Raw genomic sequence first — 23,693 nt, forward strand, 5'->3', positions numbered from 1 at the left:
TCAAGGCCCGTAGCCGGTCAGCTCCAGAAAGCCGACCCCGCCGGCACCCTCATCCACCAGCACCACGCCCTCCCAATACGGAAAGCGCCCGCCCATCCATTGATCGTCAATGAGGGCGCGCACCGTCCATTCGCGCTTCAGGCCCGGCAAGCTCACCCGCCAGGTCAGCGGCAGGTCGCGCGTGGCCTCGGGGTTGGCCGCGGTCGGCGTGCGCACGCGACGGGTGTCGAGCACCGTCAGCGCGATCTCGTCGGCGACCAGCGTGCGCGCCGTGCCGTCCGGGGCCACCCAGCTGCCGCTGAGCCAGTGCTGGCCATCGGCGTGGCGCAGGCGATAGACCATCAACGCATGGCCATCGGCCAGATGCAGCGAGAACCAGTCCCAGCCTTGCTGGTTGTCGGCCAGGGGTTGCGAGCTCCATTCGCGGTCGAGCCAACCAGCGCCGGTGAGCGCCGTCGGTTGGCCATCGAGCACCACCGTTCCACTCACTGCAATATGCGGCTGGCTGTAGTAGTAGCTCGCCTGCCCCTGCGCCGATTTCTGGCTGTAGCCACCCTTGCCCTGCAGCACCGGCGGTGTGTCGCTGGCCAGGTGCATGTCGATGACCGCCTCGCCCACGGTGAAGCGCAGCCGGCCGGGCAGCATGTCGGGGCCTTCGCCGACCAGCGACCAGTCGTCCAGCCACGCCGAAAAGCCGCCGTTCTCAAGCCGCACGTCTGCCTGCCCAATGCCACCTCGGGCAAAGCGCTGCTCATGGCGATGGCCGTCGGGCGTGGTGATGGCTGCATGGGCCATCCAGATCTGGTTGCTGTCCCAACCGTCAGCCTTTGTCGTCGGGCTCATGGCCTGGCGGAACAGCGTCCATTGCAGGCCCCAGTCACGCCCGTTGGCGTCCTTGAGATTGGCGGTGAGATACCACCATTCGATGCGGTAGTCCGGGTGCGGCAGATGGTCGGCCGGGAAGCTGAAGGCGCGGCCGGGCACCACTGTGGCATAGCCCTCGCCGGTGCTGCGCAACACTTGGTAGGGGTCGCCCTGCGCGGCGGCCGGGCCGATCAGCAAGGCGAGCGCCAGCAGGAAGACGGCTGTCATTGCGCGCTCCCCAGTTGCGCCATGGCCTGCGGCAGTTTGCGGGTGAGCTGGCTGAGCACGATCATCAGCACCAGCACAACGATTCCGGCGCTGAGCAGGCCAAGCTTGAGCGCTGGCTGCGGCGACCACAGCATGGGCATGCTCCAGCCGAAGGACATCACGTTGAGATCATGGATCAGCAGCCACGACAGCAGCGCGCCGAGCGGAATCGCGGCCAGCCAGGTGAGCGTCACGAACAGCGCCAGCGGCACGGCGATCACCCGCAGCAACTCGCGCCGCGTCACGCCCAGCGCACGCCATTGGGCGAACTCGGGCAGGCGCTCATGCAGGATGGCGAGCAGTGCGGTGAGCAGCGCGGCGCCGGCCACCAGCAAGGTGAGCGTGTTCATGGCCGCGGTCATGGCAAAGGTGCGATCGAAGATCTTCATCGACAGCCGCTTGATGTCACCCTGGGCGAACCACTCGCCGGGCTGGGCGCCGGCCGCTACCAGCGCGGCTTCGGCGGTCTCGTTGTCCTCGCCGGGTTTGAGCCACAGGGCGAGCCCGGTGGATTGCACATCGCGCCAGCGACGGGCTACCTCCTCGCGCGGCAGGTAAAACTGAAAATACGGATTGCCATAATCGTGAAAGAAGCCGGCCACGGTGTAGTCGGTGGCGCCGCCATCGGTGGGCAGCGTCACCGTCTGGCCGAGGCGCAGGCCACCGAGGTAGTGCGCTTGCTCGTTGGCGAGAATCCGCCGGTCGCCGCCCGCCCAGCGCGCCAGCGCGTCTGGCTCGGCCTGAGCGAGCGGTAAGGCGCGGGTGTCCGGCGTGGTGATGTCGAGGCCATACACCTTGGTCGGCCGGCCCTGCCAGCGGATCGTCACGCCGGTGCGCGCATGCGCAGTGGCCAGCCAGTCGGCATTTACCGGATCGGCCACAAAGCGGCGCGTATCGAGCTGCGCGCTGTTCACATAGATGTCGGCGCCAATGCGCTGGTCCAGCCAGCCGGCCAGCGCGGTGCGAAAGCTGCCGACCAGGGTTTCGACGCCGAGATTGGCGGTCAGCGCCAGCAGCAGCGCCATCATCGCCGTGCGCAGCGCCGGCAGTTGTGCCCAACCGTCGCTGACGATCCAGCGTTGCACCAGCGGCGCGCCCGCCAAGGCGCGGCCGAGCAGGCGGTGCGCGCTGGCCAGCGCCTGCGGCAAGGCCCAGGCGGCGGCGAACAACACCAGGCCGAGCAGCACGAAGCCTTCGATCACCGTCCCCATCTGCCAATACACACCGGCCGCCGCCAGCGCCAGCGCACCCGCGCCGACCAGCAGCACCCGCCGCGCCCGCGCCTCGGCCATCACGCCCGCCGACGCGCTACCACCGGGCAAGACCGGGCCGCGCAATTGCAACAGCAGCGGCCAGGCCAGCGCAAAGGCGAGGCCGACCAGCGTCATCCCCCAGGCGATGGCGATGGTCACCGGGTCGAGCAGCAGATCGGCTCCGACCACCGCGCCGTACAGGTTCTGCAAACTGGCGCTGACGCTCGGCAGCAGCGCATGGCTGATCCCAAGGCCGGCGAGCAGACCGAGCGCGCTACCGAGCACGCTCCACGCCAGTGTCTCGGCCACGATCGCCAGCGCCAGTGCACGCACGCTGACGCCCACCAGACGCAGCGTGCGCAGGGTCGGTCGGCGATACCACAGCGAAAATCGCACCGCATTGAAGACGATGAACAGCCCAACCGCGAAGGACAGCAGGCTCATCGCGGTGAGCTGGGTGTGCAGGCTGGCGGTGAGCTGGGTGAGATCCAGCCGTTGCTGATTGGCGTCGAGCATGAGATCGGCGGGCAAGGCCGCAGCGAGACGCGCGACATCGTCGGGCGACGCCGGCCCGACCGCCAGCGCGGTGAAGCGATCACGGCCGAGCAGCGAGAGCGCGGCGCCCACGTCCATGAAAATCTGCCGGCCCTGCTGTTCGCGCGCGGCGATCACCGCCGGCGGCAGACGTCGGCCATCGTGCAGCGCCAGTTGCTCGCCCTCGGCGATACCCAGCTCACTCGCCACCGCCGCCGGAAACCACGCCTGATAAGGCGGCTGAACAAACGCCTGCCAATCGAGGCTGGCATTGTCGAAGGCATCGCCGCCCTCGCCCGCCATGCCCGCCGGCAACGCCAGCAGATCGGTGGCGATGATCGCCAGCGGCGCGTTATCGGCGGTCGACACCCGCGCCTGCACCACCGGAAACACCTGGCGAAAACCGGCGCGGCGCAGCGCGATGTAGTCGGCCTGCGCCACGCCGGCGCCGCTGCGGCTGCGAATCCAGTGGCTAGCCTGCGCGCCGAGCACAAAATCGGCCTCGGCATAACTGGCCCGCGCATGGCTGTTGATGATCTGCACCGCCGACCACAGCGCGACGCCCGCGACCAGCCCGGCAAGCAGAAACACCGCCTGCCAGGGGTGGCGCCAGTAGTGGCTGAGCAGCGCGCGAATGACGCCGCCGAGCCGCTCCGGTTCAGCCCGGTTCATGGTGCAGGCGGCCCTCACGCAGCCACAGCCGGCGGTCGAGGTAGTCGGCCATGTCGCGGCTGTGGGTGACCATCAGCAAGGCGCTGCCGGCGGCTTTGACCAGATCGCGAAACAGCGCCATCACCGCGCCACTGCTGCGCTCGTCGAGGTTGCCGGTGGGCTCGTCGGCAAGCACCAGTGCGGGCCGATGCAGCAAGGCGCGGGCAATCGCCACGCGCTGCTGTTGGCCGCCGGAGAGTTGATGGGGGTATTTATCGAGTTGGGTGGCCAGGCCGAGACGGTCGATCAACTCGGCTTCGAAGGCCGCATCAAGCCGGCCACACAGCGCCGCCTGAAAGCGGATATTGTCGGCCACGCTGAGCGTGCCGATCAGGTGAAACTGCTGAAACACCAGGCTGACCGTGCCTCGGCGCAGCGCCGCCAGCGCGCGATCATCCATCGCCGCCAGCGCTTGCCCGCCCACCTGAATGATGCCGGCGTCCGGCGTATCGAGCCCGGCGGCCAGATGCAGCAAGGTGCTCTTGCCGCTGCCGCTCTCACCGAGCAACGCAACCGCCTCACCGGAAGCGATGCTCAGATCCACCCCCGCCAGCACGGTCACCTCGCCTTCGGGCTGGGCATAGCGTTTGACGACCCCACTGACACTCAGCATGTGCGCCTCACTGTGGCAGACGCAGCGGCGCTTCGCCGCCCAGCATCACCATCACGGTCGATTCCTTCTCGCTGCCCAGCCAGTTGCGGTGGCGGTAGCGCACATCGATTTTGTCGCCCGGCTTTTTATCGAGCAAATGCACTTTGACAGCAGCAAATCCTGAAACCGGCTTTCCGTCGATGGCCAGCAAAATGTCATCCTTGGCAATGCCGGCCATGCCCAAGCCGCTTTCTTCGGTCAGGGCGCCGACGCGCACACCGTCTTTGGCGTTCTCCAGATACGCGCCAAGCAAGCCCGCCGGCGGCAGCTCGCGCGGCGCCGACAGCACAAAGAAATCGGCAATACCGGGCTCGGCGGTGTGCTCGCCGGCGACCAGCACCGTGCTCACCCGCTTACCGGTGCGCCGCTCCAGACGCGCCGGGATGCCGTCGCGATGCGCGATATGCCCACTGCCGGCGAAGATGACCATGCGCCGCCCCGGATTCGCCGCCAGATGCGCGGCGGCGGTGGCGGCCATGGTCTCATCCCAGGTCAGCATCACGTCCAGAAAGTGTTCAAAGTTGGCCCCCTCCATCGGATGCATGTTGAAGGCCCGACGCACCCGTGCCTCGTAAGCGGTGTTGCCGCGCGCGTAGTCGGCGGGCAGCGTGGCGCGGGCTTCGGGTGTGAGCGCGGCCAGACCGCCCTCACCAATCTTGCGCGTCAGCTCGACCGGCGCATTCAGCGCCACGATGGGGATGCGGTTGGCGCGGGCGTATTCGATCACCGGCCGATACAAGCGATAATCAAAACGCCAGCGATCGAAATAGCCGGTGCGCTCCAGCATCTCGGTTTCGGTGATTCGCCCGGCAAGATAGTCATCCAGGTGTGTCTGGAAAGGCGTCTGAAACCACTCAACGCCAATCGCAATGTTTGGCGTGCGCGCATGCAGGAACCTCAGCGTCTCGAGCTGGACCAAGTGATGGTCGTAGCGCGTATGCGTCTCGCCCACGAAGACGGTGGCATCATCGGGTAGCGCCGCCAGGGTGTCCTGCAGGCTCAGCGCGGCGTTCAGATTCAGCACTGGCGGGTTGAACGGGGCGTCAGCATCCGCGGCCATCACACCGGGCACGACAAACACGGCAAGCGCGAATGCGGCGCGGCGAATCATCGGGAGAAAACCAGCTTTGATCATCGTGCGTTTCCATCCTTGGCAGCGGCCGTGGCAGGCAGTACTCAGCGGCTGCATGATTGTATTCGGTCTGTTCATAACACCCGCATGGGCCGACGGCGCCATCCATCACGCCTTGAGCGTCCACTTGTTGCCTGACGCCGGCCAGATCGAGGTCGTCGATGTGCTCACGCCTCCGGCGGGCAGCACCGCCCCGCTCGACTTCAGCTTGGCAGCCAGCTTCACGCCGCTTACCGAGGGCGCGAGCATCGAGCGGTTGGACGACGATTCGCGCGCACGGTTCCGCCACTATCGCCTGACACCGAAGACCGGCGGGCATGCGCTTACCTTACGCTATTCCGGACGCATCGACCCCGGCCCCGTCCACGCCGAACACGGCATGCCGCGCGCCGCCCTCGACACCGAAGGCGTGTTTCTCGATGGCGCCAGCGGCTGGTATCCGCGCTTTGGCAACCAGCCGATGCGCTTCTCGCTCGCGGTCGAGGCCCCCGCCGGCTGGTCGGTGATCAGCCAGGGGCGGCGCGACAATACGACGCGCTGGACCGCCACCGCGCCGCAGGACGACATCTACCTCCTCGCCGGCCCCTACCAGCGCCATGCGGTAGCGCACGGCGCGGTCGAGCTCGAGGTCTATCTGCGCAGCGACGACCCCGCGCTGGCCGACCGTTACCTCGGCGTGATGGGGCAATACCTCGACCTCTACAGCGCGCTGATCGGCGACTACCCCTACCCGAAGTTCGCGGTGGTCGAAAACCGCTGGCAAACCGGTTACGGCATGCCCTCCTTCACCCTGCTCGGCGCGCAAGTCATGCGCCTGCCCTTTATCCTGCATTCGTCGCTGCCGCACGAAATCCTGCACAACTGGTGGGGCAACGGCGTGTGGGTGGATGCACGCGGCGGCAACTGGTCGGAGGGGCTGACTGCCTATCTGGCCGACCACCTGATCCAGGAAGCCCGCGGCGCGGGCGCCGAATACCGCCGCAAACTGCTCGAGCGCTATGCCGCCTTCGCCGCCGACGGGCGCGACCTGCCGCTGCGCGACTTCGTCAGCCGCCACAGCGACGCCAGCCAGGCCGTCGGCTACGGCAAAACGCTGATGCTCTTTCATATGCTGCGTCGGCAGATGGGCGACGCGGACTTTGTTGCCGCACTGCGCGCGCTGTGGCAGCAGCACCGCTTCACCGCCGCCAGCTTCGACACCGTCCGCCAACGCTTCGCCGACACCTCGCCGGCCGGTCGTGTGGCCGATCTGTGGCTCGACCGCGCCGGCGCCCCCGCGCTCAAGATCAAGCAGCTCGCCGTCAGCCCCGGCCCGGACGGCCACCACGTACTACAACTGACCGTACGCCAAACCCAGCGCGGGCGGGCCTATCCGCTACGCGTACCGGTCGCGGTGCAGGTGGCAGACTCGCCCACGGTGCATCGCTTCGATCTCATCTTCAATGGAAAGGAAGCCCGCCTGCGCCAAAGCTTTGAAAGTGCACCGGTGCGCGTCGATGTGGACCCCGATTACGACATCTTCCGCCTGCTCGACCCCGCCGAACGCCCCGCCTCGCTCGCCCGCGTGTTCGGCGCAAAAACGCAGTGGCTAGTCCTCCCCGCCAGCGCGCCGGCCGACGTACTCGCCGCCTGGCGCGCGCTCGCCCAGGGCTGGGCACGCCGCTACGACAATGTCGAGGTGGTGATGGACGACGCGCTCGACGCCCTGCCCGGCACCGACGCCGTGTGGCTGCTCGGCTGGAACAACCGCTGGCGCGACCGCGCCGCCGCGCGCCTCAACGGTGGCAGTCAATCACTCGACACCAACACCGTGCGCATCGCCGGCCAGGCCTACCCGCGAAGCGCCCACACCGCGGTACTGCTCGACGCCGATATCACCCGCACCCCGCTGGCCTGGATCGGCGCCGACGACCCCGCCGACATCGCCGCGCTCGCCCGCAAACTGCCCCACTACGGCAGCGCCGGACGACTGATCTTTGCCCGCGGCAGCAGCGCCAACCAACGCAAGGACGCCCTCCCGGTCAATCGCTCGCCGCTGCGCCGGGTCATCGGCGAACTCGACCCCGGCCCGCCGCCACCACGGGGGCACGCCCTCGCCGATCAAACGGGCGTCACGCTGCGTTTCGACTGAGCCAGGCAAGGCCAAACCAGACGCTTTTCGGCCCGGTGAGAAATGGCTGCGATCACCGCCGCATGCCGCTTTCAGCGTTTAGCTTGCTCAACGTGGCGTTATGCACGGTGGGGACGCACCCTGCCGTGCTATAAACCGTCAGCGCTTCCCTTAGGGAATATTTTTTTGGCTCTCTCGCAGCACACATCACCGACGCCCATGCCCACAAAACGACTGAAACTTGCCCTCACCCTCGTCGCCATCAGCGCCGCATCCAGCGCCAACGCGCTGGTCATCGGCAGCGGCACCACCGGGGCCAACTGCTTCCCCTTCGGCTGCACCTACTGGACCCCGACCTACCAGCAGGTTTACGACGCATCGGCGTTCAGCGCCCCCGTCTCGATCTCCACCCTGAGCTTCTATCGCAGCTTCGACACCTGGAGCGGCAACGCCCCCAATACCGGCACTTACACGTTCTCGCTGTCGACCACTACTGCCGCGGTCGACGGCTTGTCACCCATCGCCGCGAACAACCTCGGCAGCAACGCCGTGAACGTTTTTACCGGCGCCCTGCCGACTGAGGTCGCGCCCAACAGCCGCATGGACATCTTCCTCAACAGCGCCTTCAACTATGATCCGCTGCTGGGCAATCTCCTGCTGAGCATCACCGCTACCGGCCTGAGCAGCAGCGGCAACACCTTGTCGTTTGACGTGGTTAACAACGCGTCCGACGCCACCAGCCGCCTGTATATGGCCGGCGGGCGCGACTCGGCCGGTCTGATCACCGGCTTCAACGAAGCGCTCTCCCAACCCATCGAACACGACCAGCTCGGCAGCCCGGTCCCCGAACCCACCTCGCTGGCACTGCTCGGCCTCAGCCTCGCCGGCCTCGTCGGGACGCGTCGCTTCCGCAAGTAGTCCGGCAATACGCAACACCCAAGAAAAAGCGGCCGGGTGGCCGCTTTTTCCGTTTGGCCCGCCGCTAATCCCGCGCCGCCGCGTCCTCATCAAACAAGCCCGGCTGCGCGCCATGCGCTTCGTCCGCTTCCTCCACAAAGCGCACCCCCACCCCCAGCAAACGCACCGGCCGCGCCTGGCGCGCATGGGCCGTCGCCAACAGCGCCGGCCAATCGACCGCAGCAGGCGTGGTCGCCACGCACTCGGCAGTGGTCCGGGTGAAGTCATTGAAGCGAATCTTGACGAAGGCCTTGTGCACCGCCGGAGCCGGGTCGAGTCGATCAAAGCGCCGCTGAAAATCGTCCAGCAGCGGTGTCACCGCCGCCACGCAGGCCGCCAGATCGGGCAGATCGGTCACATAGGTCGTCTCGACCGACAGCGACTTGCGCGGCCGATCCGGCGACACCGAGCGCTCGTCAATGCCACGGCACAGCCGATGCAAGCTGCGACCGAATTTGCCGAAACGGGCAATCAGATCTGCCAGCGCCCATTCACGCAAATCGCCGCAGGTCAGAATACCCAGTCGCTCCAGACGCGCCGCCGTCACCTGCCCCACGCCAAACAGCTTCTTGACCGGCAGATCAACCACGAAGGCATCGACCTCCTCCGGCCGAATCACAAACTGCCCGTTCGGCTTGCGCCAGTCACTGGCCACCTTGGCCAGAAACTTGTTCGGCGCAATGCCCGCCGAGGCGGTGATGCCCACCTCGGCAAAAATCCGCGCGCGGATCTCCTCCGCCATCAGCGTGGCGCTGCCACGGCAACGGTCCACACCAGTGACGTCCAGATAGGCCTCATCCAGCGACAGTGGCTCGACCTTGTCGGTGTAGTCACGGTAGATGGCCAGGATCTGGCGCGACGCGGCGCGGTAACGCTCGAAGTCGGGCGGCAGCACCACCAGGTCCGGACACATGCGCAGCGCCCGCCCGGTCGGCATCGCCGAGCGCACGCCAAACGCGCGCGCTTCGTAGTTACAGGTGGCGACCACGCCGCGTGTCTCGGCCCGACCGCCCACGGCCACCGGCCGCCCCACCAAGGCCGGGTCGTCGCGCATCTCGATCGCGGCGTAAAAGCAGTCGCAATCGCAGTGGATGATCTTTCGGGTCATGGAGGCGAAGTGTGCCGTGAAACCGCGCCGGCCGCACGGCACTGCACCCCTGATTTGCAAACGCACAAAGACACAAACCCCCGCCGTCAGCAACACCGCACATGGATCGCGTCACGTTCGTCGCGTCGCAACATGGGTCTTGCCCGACTGTTGATCTGCATCAGCACGGCCGTGCGCAAGCAATTCAATAATTCACCATTCCCTAATATTGTTCATGCCATGCATATCGCCGTCTGTATCAAACAGGTTCCCGATAGCGCCCAAATTCGCGTGCATCCGGTCACCAACACGATCATGCGCCAGGGCGTTCCGGCCATCGTCAATCCCTTCGATCTATTCGCGCTGGAAGAAGCCCTGCGCACCAAGGACCAAAGTGGCGCACACATCACCGTGCTCACCATGGGGCCGCCGCAGGCCGAAGACGCGCTGCGCAAATGCCTGTCCTACGGTGCAGACCGCGCCATCCTGATCACCGACAAGGTGTTCTCCGGCGCCGACACCCTGGCCACCTCTTACGTACTGGCTTCGGCCTTGCGCACGCTGGACGCCCAGCAGCCGCTGGACCTGATTTTCACCGGCAAGCAGACCATCGACGGCGACACCGCGCAGGTCGGGCCCGGCATCGCCATCCGCCTCGGCTACCAGTTGCTCACCTATGTCTCGGCGATCCGCGACCTGGATGCCGACGCCCGGCAGATCTTTGTCGAGCGCCGCGCCGAAGGCGGTGTGCAAGTGCTGCAATCGACCTTGCCAGCGGTCATCACCATGCTCGAGGGCGCCAACGAAATGCGCTTTGCCGACATGCCCGGCATGTTCCGCGCCGCCCGTCAGGAGGTCGAGCGCTGGGACCGCGAAGCGGCCGGCATCGAGGACATCAAGCAGGTCGGTCTCAAAGGCTCGCCCACCGCGGTGGCCCAGGTGTTCGGGCCCAAGCCGCGGGCGGTGAAGGCGGTGCGCATCGAGGGCGAGACGCCCGCGGCGCAGGCAGAGGCCTTTGTCGAGCGCCTGTTCGCCGACTTTCCGCAACTCGAAGACGCCTTGCTCGAGCACCTCGATCAGTTGGCCGATCTCGGAGCAAAATCATGAGCGACGCGCTCGATTCCGCCAAGCCCATCAAAAAACCCAAGCGGGTGCTGCCAGAGCATTTCAAGAGCTACACCGGCGTGTGGGTGTTCATCGAGCATGAGCGCGGCCATGCTCACCCCGTGTCGTGGGAGTTGCTGGGCAAGGGCCGTCAGCTGGCCGACAGCCTCGGCGTGACGCTGGCCGGCGTGATCCTCGGCGGCACCGACGACGGCGTGCGCGCCCTCACCGACGAGGCCATCGCCTACGGAGCCGACCGCTGCTACCTGATGCAGAGCGAGGTGCTGGCCGACTACCGCAACCAGCCCTACACCGCCGGCATGACCACGCTGGTCAACACCTACCAGCCCGAGGTGCTACTGCTCGGCGCCACCACCCAGGGCCGCGACCTGGCCGGCTCGGTGGCCACCACCCTGCTCACCGGGCTCACGGCCGACTGCACCGGGCTGGAGATCGACATGAGCGACCGCTCGCTGCTCTCCAGCCGCCCCACCTTCGGCGGCAGCCTGATGTGCACCATCGTCAACCTCGCCACCCGCCCGCAGATGGCCACCGTGCGCCCGCGCGTGATGCCCATGCCCGAGCGCGACGCCACACGCAGCGGCGAAGTCGTCACCCATGCGCTGGACCTGACCGAAGACTCGGTGGTGACCAAGCTCGTCGACTTCATCCCCGACGCGCGCGCCGACAAGCCGCAGCTGGCCTTTGCCGACTTCATCGTCTCGGGCGGGCGCGGCTTGGGCAAGCCGGAGAATTTCGACAAGGTGTTCGACCTTGCCAAGGTCCTCGGCGCCGAGGTCGGCGCCTCACGGCCGGCAGTGCATGCCGGCTGGGTCGATCCGGAGCGGCAGGTCGGGCAATCGGGCAAGACCGTGCGCCCCAAGTTTTACCTGGCCGCCGGCATCTCCGGCGCCGTGCAGCATCGCGTCGGCATGGAAGGCGCCGACGTGATCGCCGCCATCAACCTCGACGCCAAGGCGCCAATCTTCGACGTTGCCAACTATGCGCTGGTCGGTAACGCGCTTGAACTACTGCCGGCACTGCGCGACGCCTTCGAACGCCGGCTGGCGGCGGCGCGCGCGCGCCGAGCCGCCGCACCGGCCACCGCCGACACCGGGGAGCACGCCTGATGGAACAGTTCGACGTCATCGTCGTCGGCGCCGGCCCCGCCGGCAACGCCGCCGCCTACACCCTGGCCAAGGGCGGCCTCAATGTGCTGCAGCTCGAACGCGGCGAATCGCCCGGCACCAAGAACGTGCAGGGCGCCATCCTGTATGCCGACGCGCTCGAAAAGATCATCCCCGACTTTCGCGACTCCGCGCCGCTGGAGCGCCATGTGGCCGAGCAGCGCATGTGGCTGATGGACGAAAACCAGTCCTGCACCGGCGTGAGCTACCGCGACGCGCGCTTCTCGCAGGAGCCCTTCAACCGCTACACCATCATCCGCGCCCGCTTCGACCGCTGGTTCTCCGAGCAGGTGAAGGCCGCCGGCGCGCTGGTGGTGTGCGAGACCACCGTCACCGGCCTGCTGCGCAACGACACCGGCAAGGTCATCGGCGTGCGCACCGAGCGCGAGCAGGGCGACATCCTCGCCGGCTGCGTGATCCTCGCCGACGGCGCCAACGCCCTGGTCGGCAGCCGCGCCGGCCTGCGCCCGGAGATCGACGGCAAGAACATGGCGCTGGCGGTCAAGGAAGTGCTGTTCCTGCCCAAGGAAACGCTCGAAGCGCGCTTCAACATCGGTGGCAAGCAAGGCGTGGTGATCGAGATTGCCGGCAACATCACCCACGGCATGGCCGGCACCGGCTTTCTCTATACCAACAAGGACTCCATCGCCATCGGCATCGGCTGCATGCTGACCGACCTCAAGCGCCAGCAGCTCACCCCCGGCCAGCTGCTCGAAGGGCTCAAGCAACACCCCGCCGTCGCCCCGCTGATCGACGGCGCCGAGATGAAAGAATATTCCGCCCACCTGATCCCCGAAGGCGGCTACAAGGCGCTGCCGCAGCTGGTCGGCGACGGCTGGATGATCGTCGGCGACTCGGCCGGCTTCGTGAATGCCGTGCACCGCGAAGGCTCCAACCTGGCCATGACCTCCGGCCGCTTCGCCGCCGAATGCCTCATCGACCTGCACCAGGCCGGCCAGAACGCCACCGCCGCCAACCTGAGCGGCTACAAGCAGCGCCTCGACGACAGCTTCGTGATGGCCGACCTGAAGAAATACCAACACGTGCCCGACCTGCTCAATGACCAACCGCAGTTCCTCGGCCTGTATCCGCGCCTGGTCGGCGACGCCGCGCGCCAGATGCTCGTCGTCGATGGCGAACCCAAGCGCGCCAAACAGCAACGCATCATGGCGCAGTTCCGCGACAAGCGCTCCCTGCTCGGCCTGCTGGGCGACGCCTACCGTTTCTGGAGAGCCTTCCGATGACATCCGCTGTTGAATTCACCCTGCCCGCGGTCAACGTCGAAGAAAAACTCTTCCAGAACCGCTACCGCATCGACGCCGGCCGCCCGCACATCAAGGTGCGCAACGCCGACACCTGCACCGCCTGCGAACTCAAGCCCTGCACCGTGTGCTGCCCCGCCGGCTGCTGGCGCGTCGACACCGACGGCGGCATCGAGTTAGTGGTCGACGGCTGCCTCGAATGCGGTACCTGCCGCCTAGTGTGCGACGAAGCCAATGTCGACTGGAACTACCCGCGCGGCGGTTTCGGCATCCTCTTCAAGTTCGGGTGAGCGCCATGGACAGCATCCGCCGCTTCCTCGCCCACGCCGTCCGCCTCGAAGCCGAATCCGCCCGCCGCTTCGACGAGCTCTCCGACCACATGCGCAGCTACGGCAACGACGAAGTCGCCGACGTGTTCGCCAAATTCGCCGACTTCTCCCGCCTGCACCTCAAAGACGCCATGGCCCGCGCCGGCTTCCGCTACATCACCGACCTGCCCGCCGACGGCTACGACTGGCCCGACGGCGAATCCCCCGAAGCCACCGCCTGGTGGGGCGTCGACGGGCTCATGGACACCGACGCCGCGCTCGACCTCGCCCTGCAAAGCGAGCGCCAGGGGTTTGATTTCTATCGCGGCGTAGCCGCGGCATCGAACGACCCGCGGGTGGTGGCCATGGCTGAAGAATTCGCCGAGGAAGAAACCGAGCATGTCGCGCAACTCGAAGCGATGATTCGCGCCCGACATCCAACCTGACCCGCCTCGCCCCGGGCGTCAGGCCATGCCGTGGAGCCTCCGCTCAGCCGGCGAGGGAGAAACCGATGCCGGCAGCAATCGGCCTGGAGCTGACGGCCGATGTAGCGCGTATCAGCGAAGCGTCCTCCGCCGAAGGCCTCCGTTCCAATCACCGCATGCGGCGGAAGGCGCTTCGCTTTTTCCGCCCGCGAGCGGTGACCCGATTGACGCAAAGGAAGCTTGGAAAGAAATCGGCCAATTGTGACTGCCCGCTACGGGCAAAAATCCGCCCAAAAGCGTTGCATCTCAGACCGCACCCATGCGACATTTCGCTGTCCGCACTATTACTGTGAGCAGCAGCATGTTTGGTCGCTTGCGTCCCCGTCGTGTGCTAAGTGCTATTGAGACACCGGTTTTGGCAGCATTCCCGTTGGGCTCCGCGTCCTCCCAGGGTTACCGCCCGCGCCGCAATAGGACGATTACCGCTAGACAATATTGGCCTATTCCGGCTACTACAACTGTTAGACCTCTGAATGCCCTTTTCCAGCACTGAGTTCCACTACGGCCCTGTCATCGTCGTCCATGGGAAGCACAAAGGTCGTATTGGCTACCTCGACAATGACACAACGCATCGCGGCAAGGAGTGCGGCATAGTCAAGTTCGCGGATCCCCTCTTGACCCCGTACTACCAATACGTTCAGCTGGAGTATTTGGACTATCCGAACACTCAGCAGCTAATGAAGCGATACGAACGACTAATCGGGGTTCTGTCCCCTTATAAGCAAGACGAGTCCGATCTCCAACTTCGTGTAACCGCTCTCGAAGAAATTGCTCTTGTGGCAGGTCTACTGAACGATCGCCTGTTTAAAGCGCAGTTTGAACGAAGCCCACGAGGAGCGAGGCTGTTCATATCCCACTCTTCGGCGGACAAGGACTTTGTTCGCGGCTTAGCCGTCGACTTGGCAGCGCGCGGCCATCAACCCTGGCTTGACGAGTGGGAGATCCTGGCCGGCGAGTCGATCACCGAACATGTCAGTGCCGGAATCGAGGACGCAGACTTCTTGATACTCGTGCTCTCCAAGGCTGCGGTGCAATCACGCTGGGTGGAGCAGGAGTGGCAGGCAAAGCATTGGACAGAGATAAATGATCGAAGAGTCCGCGTAATCCCTGTGCTCAAGGATTCTTGTGAGATTCCAACCCTGCTTCGCACAAAGAAATACGTCGACATGCGCGACGAAAACTACACAGTCGGTCTTGAGCTACTTTTGAATTCCATTGGCAAGCTGCTGGCTAAGCGTGCAGAGGCCTAACCCTTCGTATATGGATTCCCCCACAAATCAAGTCTGATCGAGGGTCTGGTCGAATTGGATAGGCCACTTGCAGTCGTATATCCGGCGTCTTCAGCAAGCGTAGCCCGGACAAGGCCCGCAGGGCCGCCTCCGGGATTCGTCGGTTGATCGCTCGCGGTTTGCCGAGCACCGCGGCTCACTGCATCATCGCCAGAAAGCTGCTGCGCATCGCCTTTGCTATCAATAAAATACGTCAGGCATACAGTGCCGAGGCGTTCAGCGGCGATTGCCACGCAACATAGAATCTACGAATCCAACGCCCACTCCGCCATCGCACCAAAGGCGGCCTTGGGTCGTTTCCCGCCTCTCAACACCCGGCCATCAATAACGACCGCACCCAAAAGAATCCTTCTACACCGCATCCCGTCATCTGAATCGCATCGACACACGCTTCCCCAACGCCTCGCCCACTGGCACACTGAAGCGCACCTATCCACCCGAAAGGAGACCGAGATGTCGAGTGTTGGCTATCACGAACCGATTGAAGAGTTGTCTGACGAGACCCGCGACATGCACCGGGCGATCGTCTCGCTGATGGAAGAGCTGGAGGCGGTCGACTGGTACAACCAGCGTGCCGACGCCTGTAAGGACAAGGAGCTCAAGGCGATCCTGGAGCACAACCGGGACGAGGAGAAGGAGCACGCGGCGATGGTGCTGGAGTGGATCCGGCGCAAGGACCCGGCCTTTTCGAAGGAAATGAAAGACTACCTGTTCACCAAGAAGGCGATCGCGCACAAGTAGGCGCGCAAGTTCTCGGCCCGCCGCCAGTGTCTGTGCGACGCGGGAGAGGTAATGGCGCAGGAAGTGCGGCATTACCTCGCCTCCTCCACAAGGGAGATCCGAGATCTATTCCCCGCAGGGGATTAAATCAAGTTAACCCTTGCAGGGGATCAACTTGGCTCAGCCATGAAAAAGCCCGCACGCGGCGGGCTTCCTAGCAAACAGTGATGCCGCTCAAACGCTGGCGCGTTGCACCCGACGGTTGCGCACGGCTTCGGCCAGCAGGTTGAGCACCCGCACGCTGTCTTCCCAGCCGATGCAGGCATCGGTGATGCTCTTGCCGTACTCCAGCTCACAGCCGGGCTTAAGGTCCTGCCGGCCGTCCTTGAGGTGGGATTCGACCATCACGCCGATGATGCGATCGTCGCCAGCCGACATCTGGCCGGCCACGTCTTCGGCCACTTCGATCTGCAGCTGGTGCTGCTTGCGGCTGTTGGCGTGGGAGAAGTCGATCATCACACGGGCCGACACGGAGCTGGCGGCCAGTTCCTTGCAGGCGGCGTCGACGCTGGCGGCGTCAAAGTTGGTGCTCTTGCCGCCCCGCAAAATGACATGACAGTCTTCATTGCCGCGGGTCGACACAATCGCCGAATGACCGGCCTTGGTCACCGACAGGAAATGGTGCGGCGACTGCGCGGCCTTGATGGCGTCGACGGCGATCTTGATGTTGCCGTCGGTGCCGTTCTTGAAACCCACCGGGCAGGACAGCCCCGAGGCCAGCTCGCGGTGCACCTGGCTTTCGGTGGTACGCGCGCCGATGGCGCCCCAGCTGATGAGGTCGCCAATGTATTGCGGGGTGATCATGTCGAGGAATTCGGTGCCGCAGGGCAGACCAATTTCGTTGATGTCCCACAGCAGCTTGCGCGCCAGGCGCACGCCTTCGTTGATCTTGAAGCTGTTATCGAGGTACGGGTCGTTGATCAGCCCTTTCCAGCCGACCGTGGTGCGCGGTTTTTCGAAGTAGACGCGCATGACGATGAGCAGGTCGTCCTTCAGGCGGTCGGCTTCTTCCTTGAGCAGTCGCGCGTATTCCATCGCGGCGTCGTAGTCGTGAATGGAGCACGGGCCGATGATCACCAGCAGGCGGTCGTCGGCGCCGTACAGGATGCGGTGCAGCGCCTGACGCGCTTCATAGGACGTGGCCGCGGCCCGTTCGGTGGCCGGAAATTCGCGCAGAACATGGGATGGCGGCACCAGTTCTTTGATTTCCTTGATGCGGACATCGTCGATATGAAGCAAGATTGACGCAGGCATGATGGCTTTCCGTGTGGCTTTTTGAATGAAATTTAGCCTTTGAGTGTAGCCCAATCGCCGCCAGATTGCTGCAATGCGGCGCCGCTGACGACAACTCGGCGCCGCGCAACTCAGCCGACACACCGTCGCCCGGAATATTTTGCGCACTCCGGATGTTTACCCGGCGTCCCCTGCCATTGACTTGAACACCCCGATGATCGACGCAGAAGCCCTCGTTGCCGAACTGCCCCGCTTGCGCCGCTATGGCCGCGCATTGCTGGGCGATGTCGCGCGGGCTGACGATCTGGTGCAGGACACCATCGAGCGCGCCTTGCGCAAAGCGGCGCACTGGCAAGGCGGCAACCTGCGCGCCTGGCTGCTGACGCTGATGCACAACGTGTTTGTGAACCAGGTGCGCCGCAACGATGCGCTGCGTGGCGCCAGCGAAGCCGACGCCGTCGAACTAGCGATGCGCGACGCAAGCAGCGACGGTCTGGGCCTGCGCGACCTCGACCGGGCCATGCAGGCCTTGTCGGCCGATCATCGCGAAATATTGCTGCTGGTGGGATTGGAGAATCTGCGTTACGAAGAGATTGCCGGTGTGCTCGATGTGCCGATCGGCACCGTGATGTCGCGCCTGTCGCGCGCGCGCACCCAGCTCAAAGCACAGCTTGAAGGCAGCCCCGCCCGACCGGCCCTGACGCGGGTGAAATGACGATGAAACAACCTGACAACACCCTGCTGCACGCCTTTGCCGATGGTCAGCTTGAAGCCGCCGAACACACCAACGTAGCGCAGTGGCTGGCAACACACCCCGAAACTGCCGCCGAAGTAGCGGGATGGCAAGCCCAAAGCGCCGCAATGCATGGCGCCTACGACCCGACACTCGACGAACCGGTGCCCGCACGCTTGCTGACGGCGGCGCGCGGCGGTGCGCCTGCATCAAACGGCTCACGCTGGGGCATGGCCGCGGCCATCGGCTGGCTGGCCATCGGACTGGTCGGCGGCTTCATTGCCGGGCGCAACACCGACACCGCCCCGACAACGGCGGCGCAGATTCCCCTGGCCCGGCAGGCGGCTGTCGCGCACGCCGTGTATGCACCGGAAGTGCGCCATCCGGTTGAAGTGGGCGCCGACCAGCGCGACCACCTGCTGGGCTGGCTGTCAAAACGGCTGGGGCACCCGATCGTCGCCCCTGCGCTCGAACCGCTGGGTTATCAACTGGTCGGCGGACGTTTGCTGTCTGGCGAATCCGGCCCGGGCGCGCTGCTGATGTACGAAGACGCCAGCGGCGAACGGCTGACGCTTTTTGTGAGCGCCGACACCGACGAGAACGCCACCGCTTTCCGCTTTGCCGAGCATGACAAGGTCAATGTGTTCTACTGGGTCGATGCTGGCTACGGCTATGCGTTGTCGGGCACCTTGCCACGTGAGCGCCTGCTGACCGTTGCCACTTCGGTCTATCGCGCGCTCAACCCCTGATCCCTGCACCTGAAATCGCATCTGACTGTAAGCATCGCCGACCCTGCCCGGTCAGATGCTCTGACACGTTCATAAAGAGTCCGCCATGCTGATCAAACACGCTGCCGATATCCGCCCTTCCGAGATCACCTCGCCCGAGCTATATGCCGACCGCCGCCGCTTTCTGCGCTTGGCTGGCGCAGGCACCGCAGCGCTCGCACTGGGCGGACCGACCGAGTTGCTGGCGGCACAGGCGGGCGATCTGGGTCCGCTGGTCAAGAGTCCGTTCAGGGTCGACGAGCCGCTCACGCCACGCAAGGATGTGACCCGCTACAACAACTTCTACGAGTTTGGCACCGACAAGGGCGACCCGGCGATCAACGCCCACCGCATGAAAACCGACCCCTGGACGATCAAGGTCGAAGGCCTGGTCGGCAAGCCGCGCACGTTTGATCTCGACCAGATCTACAAGCTCGCGCCGCTCGAAGAACGCATCTACCGCCTGCGCTGCGTCGAGGCGTGGTCGATGGTGATCCCATGGGTCGGCTTCCCGCTGTCAGCCTTGCTCAAGGCGGTCGAGCCGCTGGGCAGCGCCAGGTACGTCGAATTCGTTACGCTTTTCGACCCCAAGGTGATGGACACCCGCCCGGTGCTCGACTGGCCCTACAAAGAGGGCCTGCGGCTTGACGAAGCCATGCACCCGCTCACCCTGATGGCCGTCGGCCTCTACGGCGAAGTGCTGCCCAACCAGAACGGCGCGCCGGTGCGCCTGGTGGTGCCCTGGAAGTACGGCTTCAAGAGCGCGAAATCCATCGTCACCATCCGTCTCACCGACAAACAGCCCAATACGTCCTGGAACGATGCCGGGCCGGAAGAGTATGGTTTCTACTCCAACGTAAACCCCGATGTTGACCACCCGCGCTGGAGTCAGGCCAAGGAACGCCGCATCGGCGACTTCCTCAAACGCAAGACCCTGCCCTTCAATGGCTATGCCGATCAGGTCGCGTCAATGTACGCAGGCATGGACCTTCGCAAAAACTTCTGACCACGACTCATGACTGCAACCACTGCCCCCCGTTCGCCTTCGGTCAAAGCCCTCTCGGCCGGAAAAATCAGCGCACTGAAAGTGCTGGTATTCATCCTCAGCCTGATCCCGCTCGGCCTGCTGCTACTCGCCTTCTTTCAGGATGATCTGGGTGCCAACCCGATCGAGACCATCACCCATGCCACCGGCGACTGGACCCTGCGCTTTTTGCTGATCACGCTGGCGGTCACCCCGCTGCGCAAGCTCACCGGCTGGCACTGGTTGCTGCGGCTGCGGCGGATGCTCGGCCTGTTCACCTTCTTCTACGCCGTGCTGCACTTTGGCACCTACATCGTGCTCGACCAGTTCTTTGACTGGCGCGCCGTGGTACTCGATGTGCTCAAGCGGCCCTACATCACCGTCGGCTTTGCCGCCTTTGTGCTGCTGGTGCCGCTGGCCGTGACCAGCACCAACGCCATGGTCCGACGCCTCGGCGGCCGGCGCTGGCAAGCGCTCCATCGCTCGGTATATGGCATCGCCATTCTTGGCGTGGTGCACTACTGGTGGCTGGTCAAGGCAGACATGTTTGAGCCGCTGATCTACGCGCTGATTCTGGCCGTGCTGCTGGGCCTGCGCGCCTGGTGGCGTGAGCAGGAGCGGCTACGCCAGCGCAGCGCGCCGCCCGCCCAAGCCAACGGCCACCGACACATCATCCCGATCTTGCCGCGCTAGGGTCGGCGCGGTCTGTCCGTCCGCCGACCGCCGCCTCAAGCGATTCGACCAGGTATAAGCGGTTCTTGCCCGTCTGTTTGGTCAGGTACATGGCATCGTCGGCCTGCTGCACCAGGGAGTCGGCATCGATGTCCGCACGCTACGGATAGCAGGCAAGCCCAATACTGGCCGACACCGGTGCCTCACAGAATGTCGATCAATCGCTGTCGCTCGTCGGCCATCGCCCGCGCCATCGCACCACATTCGCGCTGAAGTCGTTTGCGCCGGCGAATATTGACCACCAGCATGACGATCACTCCCGTCTGCACGATCAGCCCCACAGCAAACAGAACCCCCTACCGGCGCCGCGAGGCGTTCACCTCGACCGTCCGCAAGCTACCGCTGGCCATGCGATGACGGAAAATGAAATAGTTTCGCCCGGCAGTGGCAGCCAACCGACGCTCCTCGGCGACCTGCTCAGGCGTAAAGATATTGATCTGGTCGATGCTTATGCCGCGCTGATCAACGCGCCCGTAGCCAGGTCAGCAAGAGGTGAGAGGCATTCATTGGCACGCGTCCGTTATGTCCGGTGAGCTCAATAACGGCTGCGCATCGAAAACCCATACCCTATGGCCCAGTCAAAATGACAACCGGATATCCAGAGTATCTGAACGGCGACCTGTATCAGCCCACGGACGGGCGTATCGCTGATTTGGGGCGAAATACCTTGATCACCGAAGCATGCGCTTCGACATAGGGACCGCCGATCAGATCGATGCAATACGGCACGGCGGCAAAGATGCCATCGACCAGCGACTCGCCCGCTGCGTCCTTCAGGCCCTCCAGCGTCTCCTTGATCGACTTGGGTTGGCCCGGCAGATTGATGATCAGGCTCTTGCCACGGATCACCGCCACCTGACGCGACAAAATGGCAGTTGGCACAAACTTGAGGCTGATCTGGCGCATCTGCTCGCCGAAGCCCGGCATCACTTTGTGCGCCACAGCCAGCGTCGCCTCGGGCGTGACATCGCGCGGCGCGGGGCCGGTGCCGCCGGTGGTCAGCACCAGCGCACAACCGGCCTCGTCACAGAGTTCGATCAAGGTGCGTTCGATGATGGCCTGATCGTCCGGAATCAGCCGGGTTTCCATTTCCCACGACGAACTGAGCGCGCGCTCGAACCACTCGCGCAACGCAGGCACGCCCTTGTCTTCGTAACCGCCGCTCGATGCGCGATCGCTGATGGATACCAAACCAATGCGGAGGGTGTCGGTGCTCATGGGCGGGCTGCTCTCTAGTCGTTGGTGGGGGACTCGTCGATCTCGCGCAAGATGCGAAAGATCTCGCGGTAGGCGCGCGGTGGCTTCTGGGTCTCGCGCTCCTTGAGTGCATTGCGGCGCAAAACCCGCAAGCGTTGTAGGTCGGCGCCCGGATGACGCTCGGCCAGCTCAAACAATACGCTCTCGTCTTCGAGCAGGCGTTCACGCTGCCGCTCGAGCCGATGCTGTCGGGCAATCTCTTCGGCCGATACCCCGTTGAACACATCGAGCATGGCCTGGATCGGCTCCGGGTCGATGTTGCGCATCAGCTTGCCAATGTATTGCAACTGGCGGCGCCGCGCCTCCATCTTGAATCGCTGGCAGGCACGCACGGCATCTCGCAGGTTCTCGGGCAAAGGCACTTTCTTGAGCCGGTCAGCCGACAAGGCCACCAGCTCGGCGCCCAGACGCTGGAGCGCATCCGAATCCTTCTTGCGGCGGGTCTTGCTTGGCCCTTCGGGCAGCTCATCTTCGAGTTCGATCGGATCGTGATCGGTCATATACGTAGGCGGTTGGCGGAAACGGTTAAGATTATAGCTTTCCCGCACCGGCCCTCACTGTTCATGTCCGCAAACGGCTTCAGTTACTCTCAGGACGCGCTGCGCGAGATCGCCAGCGACATTCTCAAATACGCCCGCGACAAGGGCGCCACCGCCTGCGAAACCGATGTTTCCGAAGGCGTCGGCGCCTCGGTGGCGGTGCGCCGCAGCGAAGTCGACACCATCGAATACAACCGCGACAAAGGCATCGGCGTCACGGTCTATGTCGGCCAGCAGCGCGGCTACGCGAGCAGCTCCGACTTCACGCCAACCGCCCTTCGCGCGACGGTCGACGCGGCGCTGTCAATCGCCCGCTTTACCGCCGCCGACGAATTCGCCGGCCTGGCCGATCGCGAACTGCTCGCCACCGACTTCCCCGACCTCGACCTTCACCACCCGTGGGATCTACCCGTCGAGCACGCCATCGAACTGGCCCGCGAATGCGAAGCCGCCGCCTTCGAGCGCGACCCCCGCATCAGCAACTCCGAAGGCGCCAGCGTCTCGCGCCAGGAATCTCACTTCATCTCGGCCAACAGCCTCGGCTTCATGGGCGGCTACGCTTCGACCCGGCACTCGGTCTCGTGCTCGGTCATTGCCGGCGAAGGCGACGGCATGCAACGCGACTACTGGTACGACAGCTGCCGCGACGCCAGCGAGCTGGCATCCGCCAAGGCTATCGGCCACACCGCCGCCGACCGCGCCGTGGCACGCCTCAACGGCCGACAGATTTCAACCTGCGACGTGCCCGTCATCTTCGAAGCGCCGCTTGCCGCCGGACTGATCGGCAGCTTCGTACACGCGGCCAGCGGCGGCGCGCTGTATCGCAAATCCACCTTCCTGCTCGACAGCCTCGGCAAAACGGTGTTCTCGCCGTGCATCAATATCGCTGAGCGCGCCTATATCAAAAAAGGGCTCGCCTCCGGCCCCTTTGACGATGACGGCGTTCAGACCCGCGACCGCGACGTCATCATCGACGGCGTGCTGCAAGGCTATTTTCTCGGGGTCTACTCTGCCCGCAAGCTGGGCATGCAGACCACCGGCAATGGCGGCGGCGCACACAATCTGCTCGTCACCCCCGGCCAGGATGACTTCAAGGCCCTGGTCCGCCGCATGGGCCGCGGCCTGATCGTGACCGAATTGCTCGGCCATGGCGTCAACTACGTCACCGGAGATTATTCCCGTGGCGCGGCCGGCTTCTGGGTCGAAAACGGCGAAATCGCCTACCCGGTAGAGGAAATCACCATTGCTGGCAACCTCAAGGACATGCTGCTTGGCATCGAAGCCGTCGGCAGCGACGTGCATCGTCGCGGCTCAAAGCAAACCGGCTCCCTGCTCATCAACCGGATGACAATTGCCGGCGCCTGAGAAAAAATGAAACGCCATTTCACGTTTGACGGGAAAACCCCTATTTCTCAGGCCGCAAAGC

Annotated in this window: 23 protein-coding genes; 14 read left to right on the forward strand and 9 right to left on the reverse strand. The window is 64.9% G+C overall.

The genetic code is table 11. The features are described 5' to 3' along the window. From FHP91_RS09770 to FHP91_RS09785, 4 genes are read right to left on the reverse strand one after another with little or no spacing between them, the layout of a single operon-like run. The gene (locus FHP91_RS09770; protein WP_144309414.1) at positions 1-1,092 is read right to left on the reverse strand and encodes a lipocalin-like domain-containing protein; all 1,092 of its coding nucleotides are present in this window, start codon (positions 1,090-1,092) and stop codon (positions 1-3) included. Continuing rightward, the gene (locus tag FHP91_RS09775) at positions 1,089-3,590 is read right to left on the reverse strand and encodes an ABC transporter permease (RefSeq protein ID WP_144309415.1); all 2,502 of its coding nucleotides are present in this window, start codon (positions 3,588-3,590) and stop codon (positions 1,089-1,091) included. Before FHP91_RS09775 ends, FHP91_RS09770 begins: the two co-directional genes overlap by 4 nt. Next, positions 3,577-4,242, reverse strand: a complete 666-nt coding sequence (locus tag FHP91_RS09780; RefSeq protein WP_144309416.1) for an ABC transporter ATP-binding protein — start codon at positions 4,240-4,242, stop codon at positions 3,577-3,579. Before FHP91_RS09780 ends, FHP91_RS09775 begins: the two co-directional genes overlap by 14 nt. 7 nt (positions 4,243-4,249) lie before the next feature. Beyond that, the gene (locus tag FHP91_RS09785) at positions 4,250-5,416 is read right to left on the reverse strand and encodes a ChaN family lipoprotein (protein WP_186301497.1); all 1,167 of its coding nucleotides are present in this window, start codon (positions 5,414-5,416) and stop codon (positions 4,250-4,252) included. Positions 5,417-5,468: 52 nt separating this feature from the next. On the opposite strand from FHP91_RS09785, the gene FHP91_RS09790 reads away from it, so the two are divergent. Together FHP91_RS09790 and FHP91_RS09795 are read left to right on the forward strand one after the other, a co-directional pair. After that, complete coding sequence (locus tag FHP91_RS09790) at positions 5,469-7,544, forward strand: M1 family metallopeptidase (protein WP_144309418.1); 2,076 nt, start codon at positions 5,469-5,471, stop codon at positions 7,542-7,544. A 198-nt stretch (positions 7,545-7,742) separates the two neighbouring features. After that, entirely contained in the window at positions 7,743-8,441 is a 699-nt protein-coding gene (locus FHP91_RS09795; protein WP_186301498.1) for a PEP-CTERM sorting domain-containing protein, read from the forward strand. 64 nt (positions 8,442-8,505) lie between these two features. Here FHP91_RS09795 and dinB read toward each other — a convergent pair whose 3' ends face one another. After that, positions 8,506-9,588 (reverse strand): DNA polymerase IV, encoded by a 1,083-nt coding sequence (gene dinB / locus FHP91_RS09800; RefSeq protein WP_144309420.1) that lies wholly within the window; start codon positions 9,586-9,588, stop codon positions 8,506-8,508. A gap of 219 nt (positions 9,589-9,807) precedes the next feature. Here dinB and FHP91_RS09805 point away from each other — a divergent pair, with 219 nt between their 5' ends. The 7 genes from FHP91_RS09805 to FHP91_RS09835 all read left to right on the forward strand — a co-directional run bounded on the left by FHP91_RS09805 (position 9,808) and on the right by FHP91_RS09835 (position 15,943). Then, positions 9,808-10,674 (forward strand): electron transfer flavoprotein subunit beta/FixA family protein, encoded by an 867-nt coding sequence (locus tag FHP91_RS09805; RefSeq protein ID WP_144309421.1) that lies wholly within the window; start codon positions 9,808-9,810, stop codon positions 10,672-10,674. After that, on the forward strand, positions 10,671-11,801 hold the full coding sequence (locus FHP91_RS09810; protein ID WP_144309422.1) for an electron transfer flavoprotein subunit alpha/FixB family protein: 1,131 nt from the start codon (positions 10,671-10,673) through the stop codon (positions 11,799-11,801). Before FHP91_RS09805 ends, FHP91_RS09810 begins: the two co-directional genes overlap by 4 nt. Continuing rightward, positions 11,801-13,102, forward strand: coding sequence for an FAD-dependent oxidoreductase (locus tag FHP91_RS09815; RefSeq protein ID WP_186301499.1), 1,302 nt, complete (start codon positions 11,801-11,803; stop codon positions 13,100-13,102). Before FHP91_RS09810 ends, FHP91_RS09815 begins: the two co-directional genes overlap by 1 nt. Further along, positions 13,099-13,410 (forward strand): ferredoxin family protein, encoded by a 312-nt coding sequence (locus FHP91_RS09820; protein ID WP_144309424.1) that lies wholly within the window; start codon positions 13,099-13,101, stop codon positions 13,408-13,410. Before FHP91_RS09815 ends, FHP91_RS09820 begins: the two co-directional genes overlap by 4 nt. Positions 13,411-13,415: 5 nt before the next feature. Further along, positions 13,416-13,874 carry a ferritin-like domain-containing protein gene (locus FHP91_RS09825; protein ID WP_144309425.1) on the forward strand — a complete coding sequence of 153 codons (459 nt, stop codon included), beginning with the start codon at positions 13,416-13,418 and terminating at the stop codon, positions 13,872-13,874. Between the two features lie 512 nt (positions 13,875-14,386). Beyond that, positions 14,387-15,163 (forward strand): toll/interleukin-1 receptor domain-containing protein, encoded by a 777-nt coding sequence (locus FHP91_RS09830; RefSeq protein ID WP_144309426.1) that lies wholly within the window; start codon positions 14,387-14,389, stop codon positions 15,161-15,163. Between the two features lie 492 nt (positions 15,164-15,655). Then, a complete protein-coding gene (locus FHP91_RS09835) occupies positions 15,656-15,943 on the forward strand; it encodes an encapsulin-associated ferritin-like protein (protein ID WP_144178993.1) in 288 nt (95 codons plus the stop codon). Positions 15,944-16,156: 213 nt separating this feature from the next. Here the strand turns inward: FHP91_RS09835 and aroG are convergent, their stop codons facing one another. Further along, positions 16,157-17,236: a 3-deoxy-7-phosphoheptulonate synthase AroG gene (gene aroG, locus FHP91_RS09840; RefSeq protein ID WP_144309427.1), complete on the reverse strand. Its 1,080-nt coding sequence runs from the start codon at positions 17,234-17,236 to the stop codon at positions 16,157-16,159. 193 nt (positions 17,237-17,429) lie between these two features. Between aroG and FHP91_RS09845 the strand changes: the two genes are divergently transcribed. The 4 genes from FHP91_RS09845 (at position 17,430) to FHP91_RS09860 (ending at position 20,432) form a co-directional block, all read left to right on the forward strand. Further along, positions 17,430-17,930 (forward strand): RNA polymerase sigma factor, encoded by a 501-nt coding sequence (locus FHP91_RS09845; RefSeq protein WP_144309428.1) that lies wholly within the window; start codon positions 17,430-17,432, stop codon positions 17,928-17,930. Between the two features lie 2 nt (positions 17,931-17,932). After that, positions 17,933-18,697 (forward strand): anti-sigma factor family protein, encoded by a 765-nt coding sequence (locus FHP91_RS09850; protein ID WP_144309429.1) that lies wholly within the window; start codon positions 17,933-17,935, stop codon positions 18,695-18,697. Between the two features lie 85 nt (positions 18,698-18,782). Further along, complete coding sequence (gene msrP, locus FHP91_RS09855; RefSeq protein WP_144309430.1) at positions 18,783-19,721, forward strand: protein-methionine-sulfoxide reductase catalytic subunit MsrP; 939 nt, start codon at positions 18,783-18,785, stop codon at positions 19,719-19,721. A gap of 9 nt (positions 19,722-19,730) precedes the next feature. Next, positions 19,731-20,432, forward strand: coding sequence for a protein-methionine-sulfoxide reductase heme-binding subunit MsrQ (locus FHP91_RS09860; protein WP_144309431.1), 702 nt, complete (start codon positions 19,731-19,733; stop codon positions 20,430-20,432). A gap of 182 nt (positions 20,433-20,614) precedes the next feature. Here FHP91_RS09860 and FHP91_RS21135 read toward each other — a convergent pair whose 3' ends face one another. The 3 genes from FHP91_RS21135 to yjgA form a co-directional block, all read right to left on the reverse strand. Further along, positions 20,615-20,752, reverse strand: a complete 138-nt coding sequence (locus FHP91_RS21135) for a hypothetical protein (protein ID WP_186301500.1) — start codon at positions 20,750-20,752, stop codon at positions 20,615-20,617. A gap of 343 nt (positions 20,753-21,095) precedes the next feature. Beyond that, positions 21,096-21,689, reverse strand: coding sequence for a molybdopterin adenylyltransferase (gene mog, locus FHP91_RS09865; RefSeq protein WP_144309432.1), 594 nt, complete (start codon positions 21,687-21,689; stop codon positions 21,096-21,098). Positions 21,690-21,703: 14 nt separating this feature from the next. Beyond that, the gene (gene yjgA, locus FHP91_RS09870; RefSeq protein ID WP_144309433.1) at positions 21,704-22,228 is read right to left on the reverse strand and encodes a ribosome biogenesis factor YjgA; all 525 of its coding nucleotides are present in this window, start codon (positions 22,226-22,228) and stop codon (positions 21,704-21,706) included. Positions 22,229-22,291: 63 nt separating this feature from the next. On the opposite strand from yjgA, the gene pmbA reads away from it, so the two are divergent. Beyond that, on the forward strand, positions 22,292-23,632 hold the full coding sequence (pmbA, locus tag FHP91_RS09875) for a metalloprotease PmbA (RefSeq protein ID WP_144309434.1): 1,341 nt from the start codon (positions 22,292-22,294) through the stop codon (positions 23,630-23,632). Positions 23,633-23,693 lie beyond the last annotated feature (61 nt).

It is taken from the genome of Denitromonas halophila (genome assembly GCF_007625155.1).
Taxonomy (GTDB): domain Bacteria; phylum Pseudomonadota; class Gammaproteobacteria; order Burkholderiales; family Rhodocyclaceae; genus Nitrogeniibacter; species Nitrogeniibacter halophilus.